The organism is Gilvimarinus agarilyticus, from assembly GCF_000832015.1.
Classification (GTDB): Bacteria; Pseudomonadota; Gammaproteobacteria; order Pseudomonadales; family Cellvibrionaceae; genus Gilvimarinus; species Gilvimarinus agarilyticus.
In genome coordinates, this window is the sequence record NZ_JXCJ01000001.1 from 1281891 (window position 1) to 1297553 (window position 15663).

At 54.4% G+C, this 15663-nt stretch carries 11 protein-coding genes and 2 rRNA genes (1 of these 13 cut by a window edge); 11 read left to right on the forward strand and 2 right to left on the reverse strand.

Going from position 1 to position 15663, the window contains the following annotated elements:
* The 9 genes from SD69_RS05575 to SD69_RS05615 all read left to right on the forward strand — a co-directional run.
* A 23S ribosomal RNA gene (locus SD69_RS05575) occupies positions 1-1144 on the forward strand; it begins 1741 nt to the left of the window's first position.
* A gap of 188 nt (positions 1145-1332) precedes the next feature.
* A 5S ribosomal RNA gene (gene rrf / locus SD69_RS05580) occupies positions 1333-1448 on the forward strand.
* A gap of 1087 nt (positions 1449-2535) precedes the next feature.
* Positions 2536-3306 carry a trehalose-phosphatase gene (gene otsB, locus SD69_RS05585; protein ID WP_052480917.1) on the forward strand — a complete coding sequence of 257 codons (771 nt, stop codon included), beginning with the start codon at positions 2536-2538 and terminating at the stop codon, positions 3304-3306.
* Complete coding sequence (locus SD69_RS05590; protein ID WP_041522426.1) at positions 3269-5065, forward strand: glycoside hydrolase family 15 protein; 1797 nt, start codon at positions 3269-3271, stop codon at positions 5063-5065. The genes otsB and SD69_RS05590 overlap by 38 nt, the downstream gene beginning before the upstream one ends.
* Positions 5062-6468 carry an alpha,alpha-trehalose-phosphate synthase (UDP-forming) gene (locus SD69_RS05595; RefSeq protein WP_041522427.1) on the forward strand — a complete coding sequence of 469 codons (1407 nt, stop codon included), beginning with the start codon at positions 5062-5064 and terminating at the stop codon, positions 6466-6468. Before SD69_RS05590 ends, SD69_RS05595 begins: the two co-directional genes overlap by 4 nt.
* A 498-nt stretch (positions 6469-6966) precedes the next feature.
* Positions 6967-8514, forward strand: coding sequence for a 2-isopropylmalate synthase (locus tag SD69_RS05600; RefSeq protein WP_041522428.1), 1548 nt, complete (start codon positions 6967-6969; stop codon positions 8512-8514).
* Between the two features lie 12 nt (positions 8515-8526).
* Complete coding sequence (locus SD69_RS05605) at positions 8527-9336, forward strand: hypothetical protein (protein ID WP_041522429.1); 810 nt, start codon at positions 8527-8529, stop codon at positions 9334-9336.
* Positions 9329-9829 carry a ribosomal protein S18-alanine N-acetyltransferase gene (rimI, locus tag SD69_RS05610; protein ID WP_052480918.1) on the forward strand — a complete coding sequence of 167 codons (501 nt, stop codon included), beginning with the start codon at positions 9329-9331 and terminating at the stop codon, positions 9827-9829. Before SD69_RS05605 ends, rimI begins: the two co-directional genes overlap by 8 nt.
* Before the next feature lie 490 nt (positions 9830-10319).
* Positions 10320-10535 carry a GIY-YIG nuclease family protein gene (locus SD69_RS05615; protein ID WP_232301155.1) on the forward strand — a complete coding sequence of 72 codons (216 nt, stop codon included), beginning with the start codon at positions 10320-10322 and terminating at the stop codon, positions 10533-10535.
* 197 nt (positions 10536-10732) lie between these two features.
* On the opposite strand, the gene SD69_RS05620 is transcribed toward SD69_RS05615, so the two are convergent.
* A complete protein-coding gene (locus tag SD69_RS05620; protein ID WP_041522431.1) occupies positions 10733-11266 on the reverse strand; it encodes a response regulator transcription factor in 534 nt (177 codons plus the stop codon).
* A 1-nt stretch (position 11267) separates the two neighbouring features.
* Complete coding sequence (locus SD69_RS05625; RefSeq protein ID WP_041522432.1) at positions 11268-12542, reverse strand: ATP-binding protein; 1275 nt, start codon at positions 12540-12542, stop codon at positions 11268-11270.
* Positions 12543-13353: 811 nt separating this feature from the next.
* Here SD69_RS05625 and SD69_RS05630 point away from each other — a divergent pair.
* Positions 13354-14688, forward strand: coding sequence for an MATE family efflux transporter (locus SD69_RS05630; protein WP_041524476.1), 1335 nt, complete (start codon positions 13354-13356; stop codon positions 14686-14688).
* Positions 14689-15020: 332 nt separating this feature from the next.
* On the forward strand, positions 15021-15644 hold the full coding sequence (cysC, locus tag SD69_RS05635) for an adenylyl-sulfate kinase (protein ID WP_041522433.1): 624 nt from the start codon (positions 15021-15023) through the stop codon (positions 15642-15644).
* The last annotated feature ends 19 nt before the right edge of the window (positions 15645-15663 follow it).

Genomic DNA, 15663 nt, shown 5'->3' on the forward strand with positions numbered 1-15663 from the left:
CAGGTGGCTGCGACTGTTTATTAAAAACATAGTACTGTGCAAACACGTAAGTGGACGTATACGGTATGACGCCTGCCCGGTGCCGGAAGGTTAATTGATGGGGTTAGCTTCGGCGAAGCTCTTGATCGAAGCCCCGGTAAACGGCGGCCGTAACTATAACGGTCCTAAGGTAGCGAAATTCCTTGTCGGGTAAGTTCCGACCTGCACGAATGGCGTAACGATGGCCACGCTGTCTCCACCCAAGACTCAGTGAAATTGAAATCGCTGTTAAGATGCAGTGTTCCCGCGGCTAGACGGAAAGACCCCGTGAACCTTTACTATAGCTTTACACTGAACTCTGAACCTATTTGTGTAGGATAGGTGGGAGGCTTTGAAACCATGACGCTAGTTGTGGTGGAGCCAACCTTGAAATACCACCCTGGTATGTTTGGGGTTCTAACGCAGGTCCCTTATCGGGATCGCGGACAGTGTATGGTGGGTAGTTTGACTGGGGCGGTCTCCTCCCAAAGAGTAACGGAGGAGCACGAAGGTTGGCTAATCCTGGTCGGAAATCAGGAGGTTAGTGTAATGGCACAAGCCAGCTTAACTGCGAGACTGACACGTCGAGCAGGTACGAAAGTAGGTCATAGTGATCCGGCGATTCTGTATGGAAGGGTCGTCGCTCAACGGATAAAAGGTACTCCGGGGATAACAGGCTGATACCGCCCAAGAGTTCACATCGACGGCGGTGTTTGGCACCTCGATGTCGGCTCATCACATCCTGGGGCTGAAGCCGGTCCCAAGGGTATGGCTGTTCGCCATTTAAAGTGGTACGCGAGCTGGGTTTAGAACGTCGTGAGACAGTTCGGTCCCTATCTGCCGTGGGCGTTGGAAAGTTGAGAAGAGTTGCTCCTAGTACGAGAGGACCGGAGTGAACGAACCTCTGGTGTTCGGGTTGTCATGCCAATGGCATTGCCCGGTAGCTATGTTCGGACGGGATAACCGCTGAAAGCATCTAAGCGGGAAGCCTCCTTCAAGATAAGCTTTCCCTGGGATCTTGAATCCCCTAAAGGGCCGTGGAAGACTACCACGTTGATAGGCTGGGTGTGGAAGCGTTGTGAGGCGTTGAGCTAACCAGTACTAATTGCCCGTGAGGCTTGACCATATAACAGAAACGACTGATGGGTTACGAGAGAAAACGTAACATGATCAATCGACGGACTCGAGTGAGACATACACAGACTGTCCTCAGCAATTTATAGAGTAAGTAACAACTTAATTCATCACCCTATTTGGTTGCGTGAGTAGGCCCGGCAAACGCCGATAAGACCGAAAACACACCAAGCCTGTTTGCTTGACGACCATAGCGAATTGGAACCACCTGATCCCATTCCGAACTCAGTAGTGAAACGATTCAGCGCCGATGGTAGTGTGGGGTTTCCCCATGTGAGAGTAGGTCATCGTCAAGCTTCTAAATAAATAAGGCCCATCCTGAATAGGATGGGCCTTTTTTATTTTGAATACGCTGAATTACTTTCCCTACCTCGCACGAAGTGCCATGTGGACCCAAAGCACTCGCTGCGCTCATGGGGCCTACTAAAAGCCTCTGTTCAGTAGGAACGAGTGCTAGGGCGCCCTAGCGTCGCGAAGCGATTACGAGCACCGCTCGTAACCCACTGTAGGTCATCGTCAAGCTTCTAATCTAAACGCCCTGTAGGTTATCCTGCAGGGCGTTTTTCTTGTCTGGGTTTTATCCACGTTAGGTGAGGCTTGACGATGCACTACTCTCACACGGGGCCGCCGTTCCTGCGCATCCCTGCGCCCACGGCATTAGTGAATCCTTTCACGTCAGCCCCGCTGTTTATGTGTGGGGTTTGACTCAGGCCATCCATGGCCTTCGCCCTTCGGGTAGCCTCCGGCTATCTGAAACGGCAATCCTGCCGTTTGATCCCCATGTGAGACCGCTCCTGCGCATCCATGCGCCTGCGGCATTAGTGAATCCATTCACGTCAAGTAGGTCATCGTCAAGCTTCTAATTTAAAATGCCCAATCGAGAAATCGGTTGGGCATTTTTTATTTACCGTCTGAAAATGCCTGACTGCCGATACATCTGTGAGACCGCTCCTGCGCATTCATACGCTCGCGGCATTAGTGCATTCTACACGTCAGTTGGGTGATGAACGGTGGCGAAGCCTGCAAAAGAGTGAGAGTCTTTTGCAGTGAAGAACGACCTGATCTGTGCTCAGGGCCGGGCCGGCTGTGCCGAGCTTCAAGCTTCTAATCCTAAATCCCCGATGGCGTATGCCGTCGGGGATTTTTTGTTGTAGAGAACTTGGGGATGGGTGAGTGACTCTCACTCGGGTCGCCGTTCCTGCGCATCTCGTCAACGGCTCCGGCTTTGTTCTACTTCCTCACATCCGTTTGGGTCACATGCGCCCACGGCATTATTGAGTTCATTCCTCTGTTTATGTCACCCGAATTATTTTTAATCCTTGTTCAGCTTGGTATAGTCAATGGAGTAATACATGTCACACACATTTATTCCGTAGAGGATCCATGGAAATTAAAGACGCAAGTAAACTCGCCCTATTTTTAGACTTCGACGGCACGCTAGTCGACTTTGCCTCAACCCCAGAGGGGGTGGTCGTACCTGCGGCGCTGCGCGAGGTCTTGGGGCAGCTGGCATTGCGTCTTAATGGTGCGTTAGCGCTGGTCTCGGGGCGTTCGATCGAATCGCTCAGTGGCTTAGTGGATTTACCCCTAACCATGGCCGGTAGTCATGGCGCCCAGTGGCGCTATGGTGACGGCCCCGTTAGTCATACCGAGCTCGCCAGTAAAGGCTTTGCCGAAATACGCTCGCTATTGCTGAGTTTTGCCGAGAAACACCACCTTATTGCAGAAGATAAAGGCCATGCTGTCGCGCTACATTATCGTAAAAATCCCGCCAAACAGCCGGAGATTGAGGCCTATATTGCAAAGGAGTTGGCATTGGATGATAGCGACCTGGTGCGCGTGATAAGAGGTAACTGCGTGTACGAAATTCAGCCGGTCGGGGTGGATAAAGGCGTTGCCATTGCACGATTTATGAGCACAACGCCTTTCAGCGGCCGCCAGCCCGTCTATATTGGTGATGACACAACCGATGAAGATGGGTTTGCTTGGGTGAACGCTCAGGGAGGGGTTTCCATCAAGGTGGGGGAAGGGCCAAGCTGTGCAAATGTTCGGCTTTCCGATACTGGCGAGGTTCTTGCATTTTTGCAGTTACAGCTGGATAAGTTGAGGCAACTAGATGACAGAACGAAACTTGGAACTGGCGCTAATCGGTAATTGCGTCATTGGGGCATTAGTCGATAAAAAAGCAGAGATTGTTTGGAATTGTTTACCTAGGTTTGACGGCGAGCCGGTATTTAGCTCCCTGTTAAAAACCGACGACCCAGAAACCATCATGGGTACCTACGCTATCGACTTAGAAAATTTTAGCCATAGCGAACAACATTACGAAAAAAACACCGCGATTTTGGTCACCACTCTGTACGACGCCAACGGCAATGGCGTGACGGTAACCGACTTCGTGCCGCGCTTTATGCAGTATGGGCGTATGTTTAGGCCCATGATGCTCTCGCGTAAACTCAAGCCAATAGGCTCTCCTAAAGTCCGCATTCGCCTGCGGCCCGCCTGTGACGATGGATCGCAAGGCTACCGCAAAATTCAGGGCAGCAACCATATCCGCTATTTAGGCTGCGATATGGCGTTGCGCCTAACCACGGGTATGTCCGTCACTGCCATTATGGACGAAACCTGGTTTATTCTAGATGGTGAGCACTACTTGGTGTTTGGCGATGATCAATCCATTAATGAGCCCATTAAGCAGTTAACCGAGCGCTTTTTGGTCGAGACTGAATCCTACTGGCTCGAGTGGTCGCGCTATTTGGCGATACCGTTTGAATGGCAAGATGCCGTTATCCGGGCGGCCATCACCCTTAAGCTTAGTGCCTACGAAGACACCGGCGCGATCATCGCGGCCATGACCACCTCGCTGCCCGAGGCGAGCCACTCTGAGCGCAATTGGGATTACCGCTTTTGCTGGTTGCGCGACAGCTACTTTACCGTACACGCGCTCAACCGCCTGGGCGCGACCCGTACCATGGAGCAGTATTTACAATATCTTGTAAATATAGTCGCCGGAATGAGTGAAGAGCACCTGCAACCTGTGTTCTGCATTAATGGTACCAAGCAGATGCCAGAGCGGATCGCTCACAGTTTACCTGGGTATCGCGGTATGGGCCCGGTGCGGGTGGGCAACCAAGCCGCCGAGCAAATTCAGCACGATGTGTACGGGGCGATTGTGCTCTCGGCCACGCAAATGTTTTTTGACGAACGCATTCGTCGCCCAGGTAGCAAAGAGCTGTTTGAGCTACTCGAAACCATGGGCGAAAAAGCCTACACCTATTACAACCAGCCCGATGCCGGTTTGTGGGAGTTACGCGGCAGCAAGCACGTGCACACTTTTTCCAGCATGATGTGCTGGGCCGCCACCGACCGGTTGGCCAAAATCGCGCGCAAACTCGAGTTGTCGGAGCGTTACGAATACTGGAAAAAAGCCTCTGCTACCATTCGCGATGCCATTGAAGAAAATGGTTTTAATAAAGAGCTTAACGCCTATACCGCCACCTGGGGCGGCGACACCATGGATGCCAGCCTGCTGTTGGCTTGTGAGTTGGGCTACATCGACGGACGCGACTCGCGCTTTACCGGTACCATCGCCGAGATCGAGAAAAAACTGATGCCCAGCGGCAGCCGGTATCTGTTCCGCTATGTCGTCGAAGACGACTTCGGCACCCCAGAAAACGCCTTTACCATTTGTTCATTTTGGTACATTGATGCGCTGGCGTCGGCCGGCCGCACAGAAGAGGCGCGTAATTTATTTGAAGACTTGCTTTCCAAGCGAAATCACCTGGGTTTGTTGTCAGAGGATTTGGACCCGGAAACCGGTGAGCTGTGGGGTAACTTCCCGCAAACCTATTCAATGGTGGGCATTATTAACAGCGCGCGCATCTTAAGTAAAAAATGGGAGACCGAATTATGAGTCGATTAATTGTGGTGTCGAATCGTGTTGCCAAAAGCGATGGCGCTAGCAAAGGCTCTGAAGGCGGGCTGGCCGTGGGTGTGATGGCTGCGATGGAAAAGGAGGGCGGTGTTTGGTTTGGTTGGAGCGGTAAAATAGAAAACCGCAACGATGCCCCCAAAACTGAAAAACGTGGCAACATCGAGTATGTAACGGTCAACCTGCGCCAATCGGAGTACAACCAATATTACAAAGGTTACGCCAACAGCGTGCTCTGGCCGCTGTTCCACCAGCGCCCCGAGCTAATGCGCTACAGCGATACGGACTTATCGGGTTACCTTCAAGCTAACCAAAAGTTTGCCGATGAGCTGCTAAAAATCATTCAGCCCGGCGACACCATATGGGTTCACGACTACCACCTGATTCCGCTGGGCAAAATGTTGCGCGATGCCGGTATTAAAAACCCGATCGGCTTCTTTTTGCATACGCCCTTTCCATCGCTAGATTTACTGCGCACTGTGCCGGGCTATGAGAAAATCTTAAAAGGCTTAATGCATTACGACTTGGTCGGCTTTCAAACCGAGGGCGACCATATGGGCTTTTGTATGGGCATCGCCCAGGGCCTTGGTGGTGAGATTCTTAAAAACGACAAGCTGCGACTGGGCAATTTACACTGTACCGCTCGTGTTTACCCGATTAGTGTCGAAACCTCGGCGCTCCATGGCGCAGCTCATGCCGGTATGCAAACCGACGAGTATCGACGCTTATACAGTAGTCTAGGCGATCGCAGCCTGGTCATTGGGGTGGATCGTTTGGATTACTCCAAGGGCTTAGTGCAGCGATTTCAGGCATACGACAAGCTGCTGGGGCACTATCAAGAGTTTCTGCGTCGGGTGGTGTACCTGCAAATATCGCCAACTTCGCGCGGCGATGTACAGGCCTACGGTGACCTTGCCAAACGTATCGATCGCGAAGCCGGACATATTATCGGCACCTACGCCGATTTTGACTGGATGCCCCTGCGCTACTTAAACCGAGGGTTTCGCCGTCGTACTATTCTGGCGATGTACAACTTAGCCCACGTAGGTTTGGTAACCCCGTTAAAAGACGGTATGAACCTGGTGGCAAAAGAGTATGTGGCGGCGCAAAACCCCGAAGATCCGGGCGTACTGGTGTTATCCGAGTTGGCCGGTGCCGCCGACGAGCTAGACGCCGCCGTCGTGGTTAATCCCTATGACGTCAGTGCCATCACAGGTGGTTTGGCCAAAGCCCTAAACATGCCGCTGGATGAGCGAATCGATCGTTGGCGCAAAATGATGGATGTACTCGAAGCGCACGACATCCACGCTTGGCAAGCACAGTTTTTAGGAGACCTAAAGCAGGTTACCGGCCCAAAGCTTATTAGCTCTAGCAGTGTTTCGTGATGGGGAGCGGGTGGCTCTGGAGATATAGACACTAGATTCCCGTTTTCACGGGAATGACGCCCCCTCTACGCCGTCGTCCAGGGCGTAGCGCAGCGAAGACCTTGGATGATGTGCAGGGACGCACAAGTGCCGGCGGTAGCAAGGAAAGCCAAAGCCGGCCCTAGTAGCTTTGCGATGGGGAACGGGTGATGGGGGACAGAGAACGAGGTGGTTCCAAAAAAGCAGACACTAGATTCCCGTTTTCACGGGAATGACGCCCCCTCTACGCCGTCGTACCCGACAGAGCGAAGCGGCGATCGGGGATCCAGTGACTTATGTGCAGGACACACAAATACCGACGGGTGCAGGGAGCACCGGCCCCAGCGGTTTTAACCACACAAGCCCACACCCAGCAATCCCCCGTTAACCGCTGCGGTAGGTTTCCGGCCGGCTAACCCTTATAATGCCAGTATGAAAAAGCACCCAGCGGGGTGCGCCACTGCATTATCGGGAACCACCATGGCCAGTAACGACAAACTTTATATTTTTGATACGACCTTGCGCGACGGCGAGCAGAGCCCGGGCGCCTCTATGACGCGGGATGAAAAAATCCGCATCGCCAAAATGCTTGAGAAAATGCGGGTCGACGTGATTGAGGCAGGCTTTGCTATCGCCAGTAAAGGTGATTTTGAGTCGATTCAGGCGATTGCCCGCGCGGTTAAAGACAGCACGATTTGCTCGTTGGCACGGGCGGTGCCGGGCGATATCGAGCGTGCGGCCGAGGCGATTAAGCCCGCGAACAGCGGCCGGATTCACACCTTTATCGCCACCTCCCCGATCCATATGCAGTACAAATTAAAGATGGATCCGCCCAAGGTGCTCGAGCAAGCCGTCGCCGCCGTTAAACTCGCGCGCAACCACACCGATAACGTCGAGTTCTCTTTGGAGGATGCCAGCCGCTCGGAGTTTGACTTTATGTGTCAAATTATCGAGGCCGTTATCGACGCCGGGGCGGGTACCATCAACTTGCCCGATACCGTTGGTTATGGCGAGCCAGGCGAGTACGGCCAAATGTTCGGACGCCTTATTGGCAATATCCCCAACGCCGATAAAGCCATCTTCTCGACGCACTGCCACAATGATTTAGGCCTGGCCGTGGCCAATAGTCTATCGGCCGTTATGCACGGCGCCCGTCAAGTTGAGTGCACCATTAACGGCCTGGGCGAGCGCGCTGGTAACGCCGCGCTGGAAGAAATCGTCATGGCGGTACGCACCCGCCAGGATATGATGCCGGTGGAAACCACAATCGACGCGCAACACATCGTCTCTACCTCGCGCTTGGTCAGCAGCATCACCGGCTTCCCCGTGCAGCCCAACAAAGCTATTGTTGGCGCCAACGCGTTTGCCCACGAGTCGGGCATTCATCAAGACGGGGTGCTCAAACACCGCGAAACCTACGAGATTATGCGCGCCGAAGATGTCGGCTGGAACACCAACAAACTGGTGTTGGGCAAGCACTCGGGCCGCGCCGCCGTAAAAGCTCGCTTTGAGGCGTTGGGCATTACCTTTGATAACCCCGAAGCACTGGGCGCGGCGTTTGCCCGCTTTAAAGACCTGGCCGATAAAAAGCACGAAATCTTTGACGAGGATCTACAGGCGCTGGTCAGTGATGTTCGCCCGCAAGAGGTGGTCGAGGTGTATCAGCTGGGTGAAATGGAGGTGCACTCCAAAAGTGGGCAGCAGCCAACCACCACCATTAATGTAAAAATCAATGGCGAGCCGCACACCTGCACCGCCACCGGAAGTGGCCCGGTCGACGCCACCTACAAGGCCATCGAGAGCGTGGTAAAAAGCGGCGCAACCCTTAAGCTTTATTCGGTTAATGCCATTACACAGGGCACAGACTCGCAAGGGGACGTGACGGTGCGGTTAGAAAAAGACGGCCACATTGTTAATGGCGTCGGCGCCGATACCGATATCGTTGTCGCATCGGCTAAAGCCTATTTACACGCGCTGAATTTATTGGTCGCGCCCGAGCGCTCGCATCCGCAGCGCGAAGGCATATAACCGGGCACCGTTATGGATGAACTGCAACGCCAACGCTATTTGTCGGCACTAGGCATCGAGACTTTTGTCCCTCGGTTGATCTTGCCCTGGGCGCAGCCCTCGGTACCTTGCCCGCTACCGCAGGCCACCGAGGCGCCGGCTCCGCAGCCGTTGGCGGGTGTTTCGGCGCAACCTTCCGCCGTGCAGGGCGCCGGACTTACGGAACAGCCGGTGGGCCGCGCGCCTACCGCCGCCGGCGCAGAAGCTGTCGGTCAGGTGCTGCGCGATATGGGCGTTAGCAAGTCGGCGCCGGTACGCAAAGAGCCGTTAAAAGCGGCCGTGCCTAAACGCCGTGAAGTATTAGAGACCATCCACCTGCACCTGTGGCGCCCAGCCGATGATTTAATCGTGTTAGATCATTACCAGCCCGGCACCGCCTTGCCGAGCGATAAACTGCTACACAACATCCTCAAGCTTTTGTGGCGGCCAGACGTGCAAGTTAATGCGGGTGAAGCGGTTCGCTGCCCCATAAGCGAAAAAGTGGCCAACCTTTATACCCGCGAGGACATGCAAGTGGAGCTACAGGCATGGTTCTCGGAAGAGCTGCAAAAAACACCCGATGCATCGGTCTGGTTGTTTGGAGCAGAAGCCGCTAAGTTTTTATTGCAGCCGGATGCGACCAAAGAAACACCCGAGTCGTACCATTTTAAACGCTTAGCGCTTGCCTCGGCCGATGGTGAATCTGAAGTGCGTAAGGCTCTGGTGCTACCCAGCCTAACCGAAATGCTCAATACCCCCGAGCTCAAAACAAAACTCTGGTCAACGGTACACAATAATGGCTGAGCCCAAGCTGCTGCCCGACAACCTTAAAGGCTCGGGCTTATCGAGCAGCGGCTCGACATTAGAGTTTCGGTTGCTAGACGAGAGCCTGCTCGACGCCATTTGCCAGCTAGAGTGCGAGGCCCACGCCTTTCCCTGGAGCCGAAAACTGTTTAGCGATTGCCTGGGTGTTCGTCAGCCTTGCGTCGTTGCCTTTAACAACGAGCATATTGTTGGCTTTGCCGTGGTAAATGCAGTTGCCGGTAACGCCGAGTTACTCAATTTGGCGGTCGCCAAAAAAAATAGGCGCCAGGGCATAGCGCGTGCACTGTTGCAGCATGTTATTAAAGCCGTCACTCCCTACGCCGACACCCTCTACCTCGAAGTTCGCGAGTCAAACCAATCAGCTATCGCCCTTTACGAAGCTACCGGCTTTGTCGAAGTCGGCACCCGCCCCAATTACTACCCCGCCGCCAAAGGGCGTGAAGACGCTATTATTTTGGCTTATACGCTTTAGGGGGGGGCGAGCTAAGGAGTACGGAGAACGGAGAACGGAGTGGCTTCAAATAACGCGGCCACTGGATTCCCGTTTTCACGGGAATGACGGATTGGAAGTGCCGTCGCACAGAATGCCGCGAAGCGAATGACGACACCAAACTACCTACAACGTCGCCCTGGGCGTAGTGGAGACCCGGGGCCCAGTGGCTTAGAGACCGGAAGCGGGCTAAGGGGTACGGAGCGCGGAGTGACTTCAAATAACGGGGCCACTAGACTCCCGTTCTCACGGGAGTGATGGGATAAAAGACGTTAGATTCCCGCCTTCGCAGAAATGGCACTACACCAACCAAACCCGTAAGGATTAAAAAATCGTCTAGATCATTGGTTATGGCAACTTTGGCAAGCTAACCTTACACAAACGTCGAAAAGGAGTTCGCGATGAAGCAGCCAGCGGTCTATATCCTATCCGTAAACGTAACGGCAGCCTATACGTTGGTGTAACCAGCCACTTGGTCCAACGGGTATGGCAACACAAGCAGCACCAGGTAGCGAGGTTTACACAAAAATATAAGGTTACCTATTTGGTGTATTTTGAAATGCACGACGATATGCTGGCGGCCATCGCGAGAGAAAAGCAAATAAAACACTGGCAGCGCCGCTGGAAGGTTGAGCTAATCGAAACTCATAATCCCTATTGGCGCGACCTTTATGGCGATATTTTATAGCTTGGCGGGTGGGGTGGCACCGAAAACGCAGACACTAGATTCCCGTTTTCACGGGAATGACGACACAAAGACCCAACCACACTACAACGTCGTCCCGGGCGTAGTGTAGCGGAGACCCGGGACCCAGTGGCCTAGGTGCAGGGCCGCACAAATGCCGACGGGAGCCAAGGATAGCCACAACCAGACCAACCCTTCAACTAATCCTTCACCGGCCTTTTAGTGAGTTTGCGCTGTAATGTGCGTCGGTGCATACCCAGCGAACGGGCGGTGGCGGAGATGTTACCGTCGTTTTCTTGCAGCACTTTTTGAATATGCTCCCAGGCAAGCCGGTCGACCGAGGGCGGGCGCTCGGGGATGCTCGGCTCGCAGGCTTTATTAATGCCTAGCGCGCCTAGAATTTCATCGGTGTCGGCGGGTTTGCATAAATAATTTTTGGCGCCAAGCTTTATGGCCTGCACGGCGGTGGCGATGCTGGAGTAGCCGGTGAGCACAATCATAACAATGTCAGGTTGATGCTTTATTAAAGCCTCAATAACATCAAGCCCCGAGTCGTTGGCAATTTTTAAATCGATAATGGCGTACTGATAATTTCGCTCTTGTGCGTATTGGCTCGCGCTCGCGGCGCTATTTGCGGTATCGGCAAGGTAGCTGCGTCGAGCTAGAGAGCGCTGCAGTGTAGAGGCGAATATGGTGTCGTCATCAACAATTAAAAAGTCGGCGCTGTTGCTCATGCTAAACGTCCAGCGGTAGTTTAATGGTGGTGGTGGTGCCGCCTTCGGGGCGCGGTGCCAAGGTTACGCTACCCCCAAAACGTTGAATGCTCGCATGGGTTAAAAACAGACCCAACCCCATACCGTCCGGCTTGCTAGAAAACAACGTTTTACCCATTGCCTGCAACGCCGCTTCAGGTAAACCCTCACCCCGGTCGTCAACTTGCCATATTAAGTGGTCTGTGTCGCTCGACACATGAATACTTAGATGGTTGGGACTGGCATCGGCGGCGTTGTTAAGCACATTGATAATCGCTTGTTCGATGGTGGCGTGAAACCGTACGTGCTTTTGGGTTAAGTGATCACTGATGTCAATTTCAGAGCGGGCCTCCGGGCGCAATAGCTGCCAGTGATCCAGCAAGGTACGGCAGTACTCGCGCGCTGGCAATGGCGTTGGCTCGTGCAGCCGGCTTAAATCCGAGCGCTCGCGCAAGCTCGTTAAAATATCGGCGCACTGGTTAACCTGCCGGTATAGCTCGTCTAAATCCTCCCCAAAGCTTTTTCTTGCCTGGGTGTCCTGGCGTAAGTCAGCCAGCAAAACCTTCATGGTGCTAAGCGGGGTGCCCAGTTCGTGCGCGGTGCCGGCAGCTTGGGTGGCTACGGCCAGTAATTGCTCGTCTCTTAAATCTTCTTCACGGCGGCGGTTAAGCTCATCTTGCTGCACCCGCACGGCACTGGCCATACGCACCACAAAAAAACTAATTAGGATGGCGCTTAAAGCAAAGTTAAGCCACATGCCCAGCACATGCCAGTTTGGGCCACTGGCGTGGTGCTGATGCCCGCCACCGGGCGGTGCCAGCCATTGCAGTGGCACATACCAGCGCAACAGCAAGCCGTACAAAATAATGCCTACCGCACTCACGGCCCATGCGTGTTTAGACGGTAGCGTCGCCGCAGCGATACAAACGGGTACCAGCAGGTAACTTAAAAATGGATTGGTAGCGCCGCCGGTAAAATAGGCGATGGCTGTCACCGCCAAAATATCAATTAACAATTGCGCCGTTAGCTCCGTAGCCGTGACGCTTTTGGGTTGGCGCAATCGCAATATCGATAAGCCGTTGGCGGCCGTTAATGCCAACAACACACCCAAAATGGGCATTAACGGCAAATGCGCCAGCCCCATCTTACTCGCCACCGAAGCCGTAACCGCCAACGTAAGAATCACCATCGAGCGCATGACAACAAGCTGCCGGCAGTGCTCGGACGGGGCTTTTAGTGTGAGGTAAGAGGTGGCCATAGCGGCATTATACGGTTTAGTCGGCCAGGTGGCAGCTGCGTCTTATTGTCGCAGGTATGGAGGGGAGCGGGTTAAGGGGAATGGCGAACGGATGGGTGTGGAGTGGGGCGGGATGAAAGGCACTAGATTCCCGCTTTCACGGGAATGACGAGATAGAAGACACTAGATTCCCGCCTTCGCGGGAATGACGAACCCTCTACAGCGTCATCCCGGGCGCAGCGTAGCAGAGACCCGGGACCCAGTGACTTAGAGGCAGGGGGCGGGTGAAGGGGGACGGAGAACGAGGTGGCTCCAAAAAAATTGCAGACTCTAGATTCCCGTTTTCACGGGAATGACGGACAGGGCGCCGCGAAGCGAATTACGATACCAAACTACCTACAACGTCATCCCGGGCGCAGCGTAGCGGAGACCTTGGGTGATGTGCAGGGACGCACAAATGCCGGCGGTAGCAAGGAAAGCCAAAGCCGGCCCCAGCGGCTTAAATGTACGAATGCCGGCGGGTGCAGGGAGAACCGACACCAGCCCCAGTGGCTTCGAGCAAACAGTACGACTGCAGCGGCAAAGTGCCACACCAAAAGACACTAGATTCCCGCCTTCGCTGGAATGACGAACCCTCTACAGCGTCATCCCGGGCGCAGCGTAGCGGAGACCTTGGGTGATGTGCAGGGACGCACAAATGCCGGCGGTAGCAAGGAAAGCCAAAGCCGGCCCCAGCGGCTTAAATGCAGAAATGCCCGCGCTAGCAAGAGGCCCGTTGGCCCGATGGTGTATACTGCCGCAGCTTTACATTCACCCCGTTACAGGCCTTTTTATGCCTCCCATGCCCGCGACTTTGACAGAAGGCTCCGTACCCCGGCAGCTTCGTTCGCTCGCGCTGCCTATGGTGTGGGGGCTGCTGGCGACTATGTCGTTTAACGTGGTGGATACCTTTTTTGTGGCGCAGTTGGGCAATGCGCCGTTGGCGGCCATGAGCTTTACCTTCCCGGTGGTTATGTTGCTTACCAGCATGGGCATTGGTTTGGGCGCCGGCACCTCGTCGGCCGTGGCGCGAGGGGTGGGCGCGGGCGATTCCTATCGAGCCCAGCGCTTAGCCACCGATGCGGTTACCTTAACCCTATTGTTATCGGTGACCGTGTGCCTTGTGGGCTGGTTAACCATTAACCCGCTGTTTACCTTGCTGGGCGCCTCGGCCGAGCTGCTGCCTTTAATTCATCAGTACATGAGTATTTGGTACATCAGTGCGCCGTGTTTACTGGTGCCGATGGTGGCGCTGGCTTCATTGAGGGCCATGGGGTTAAGCCAAATCCAGGGCACCCTAATGGGGGTGGCGGCGTTGTTTAATGCCGCTCTCGACCCGATCTTGATTTTTGGTTTACTGGGCGCGCCCGAGCTTGGTTTGGCCGGGGCGGCGTGGGCCACCTTAATTACCCGCAGCCTTACGCTGATAGTGGCGCTGTACATTTTGCGGGTGCGGGTAGAGCTATTGGTCAACCCACTAGCGCCTTGGGCGCGGCTGTTGGCCTCCTGGCGCTCGGTAGTACATGTTGGGCTGCCGGCCATGGCCGCCAATATGATTATCCCGCTGGCCAGCGCCATCGTGGTGATGATGGTGGCACGCTACGGTAACGACGCCGTAGCCGGGCTAGGCATTGCCGTGCGGGTCGAGCCGGTGGCGCTGATTGTGTTTTACGCGTTGTCGGGTGTTATCGGCCCATTTTTTGGCCAAAACCACGCCGCCGGTAAGCAAGCGCGGTTAGCCGAGGCCCAGCGTATCCTACTGGTATTTTGTGTGGGCTTTGGCCTGCTGCTGGCGGCCATCTTGTGGTTTTTAGGGCCTTTTATTGCCGGGCTGTTTACCGATCATGCCGAGGTGGCGGCCGTGGCCGTACGCTATCTGGCCATTGTGCCCATTAGCTACGGCGCCTACGGCTTGGTAATGTCTTGCAACGCGGCATTTAACGGTTTGGGCACGCCATGGCCGGCCATGCTTTTGTCTCTGTGCCGGGTGTTGGTGCTATTTTTACCACTGGCGGGGGTTTTGCAGTTTTTGTGGGGGCTAGACGGTTTGTTTGCCGCATCGGCCATCACCAATGTGTTGGTTGGCGCCTGGGCGTGGCGTTGGCTGAGGCGACATTTAGAGCAATAATGGGCCTAGGTACCAATTACTCAAATTGCGATCCAGTGCCCATGGCGCTCAACCCCACGCTTGGTGCAGGGCAACGCATGGGGTAGAATCCCACTATTAGCAGCAACAGGTGGCGCCAATGGCCCGCCCAGCGTTAGCCCTTAAAGGAGCTTGTAGGACGCCAAGGGATATAGGCCGCCGCGAGGGAATGAACAGCGCATCAATCGATKCCTTTAGTTTTTCTCTTTACGTCTTCATTAAGCTCCTGCTTATTTATTGTGCAGTAACGGGGTGACACCTTCGGCCTTGTAGTCGCTGAGTGCTTCAGTGTAAGTGACATTGAGATTCGATATATGGACAAATCAAAATCTAGCCACCCTTACGAGCTTAAAGACATTACGCTTCCCTCCAATGCCGTATGGCACAAAAGCACAGTGTGCCCCGCCGAGCGGGCCGCCTCTATGGGGCAAACGCCGCGCTGCATTTGGCTTACGGGGCTCTCGGGCTCGGGTAAGTCGACAGTGGCCAATGCGCTGGATGCCACCTTACACGCCAATGGCTTTAACTCTTTTTTGCTCGATGGCGATAACGTCCGCCACGGCTTAAACAAAGATTTAGGCATGACCGAGTCCGACCGGGCCGAAAACATTCGCCGCGTAGGCGAGGTAGCCAAGTTGATGGTGGAGTCGGGCTTGATTGTGATTTGTGCGTTTATCTCTCCCTACAAACGCGACCGTCAAATGGTCCGCTCGATGTTTAAACCCGGCGAGTTTGTCGAGGTGTTTTTAGACACGCCTTTAAGCGTGTGCGAGAAGCGCGACCCTAAAGGCTTGTACAAAAAAGCCCGCGCCGGTGTTATTAAGCAATTTACCGGTGTGAGCGACCCCTACGAGCAACCCGAAAGCGCCGAGCTAATATTAAACACCACCGATATTACGGTTACTCAGGGCGTTGAGTCGATTTTAAACGTTTTATAAATCTTATTTGGACTGTTTC

Coding starts and splice junctions, on each gene's coding strand:
- SD69_RS05590 (WP_041522426.1), top strand. CDS start 3,269: ATGACAGAACGAAACTTGGAACTGGCGCTAATCGGTAATTGCGTCATT.
- SD69_RS05595 (WP_041522427.1), top strand. CDS start 5,062: ATGAGTCGATTAATTGTGGTGTCGAATCGTGTTGCCAAAAGCGATGGC.
- SD69_RS05600 (WP_041522428.1), top strand. CDS start 6,967: ATGGCCAGTAACGACAAACTTTATATTTTTGATACGACCTTGCGCGAC.
- otsB (WP_052480917.1), top strand. CDS start 2,536: ATGGAAATTAAAGACGCAAGTAAACTCGCCCTATTTTTAGACTTCGAC.
- SD69_RS05625 (WP_041522432.1), bottom strand. CDS start 12,542: ATGGCCACCTCTTACCTCACACTAAAAGCCCCGTCCGAGCACTGCCGG.
- cysC (WP_041522433.1), top strand. CDS start 15,021: ATGGACAAATCAAAATCTAGCCACCCTTACGAGCTTAAAGACATTACG.
- rimI (WP_052480918.1), top strand. CDS start 9,329: ATGGCTGAGCCCAAGCTGCTGCCCGACAACCTTAAAGGCTCGGGCTTA.
- SD69_RS05620 (WP_041522431.1), bottom strand. CDS start 11,266: ATGAGCAACAGCGCCGACTTTTTAATTGTTGATGACGACACCATATTC.
- SD69_RS05630 (WP_041524476.1), top strand. CDS start 13,354: ATGCCTCCCATGCCCGCGACTTTGACAGAAGGCTCCGTACCCCGGCAG.
- SD69_RS05605 (WP_041522429.1), top strand. CDS start 8,527: ATGGATGAACTGCAACGCCAACGCTATTTGTCGGCACTAGGCATCGAG.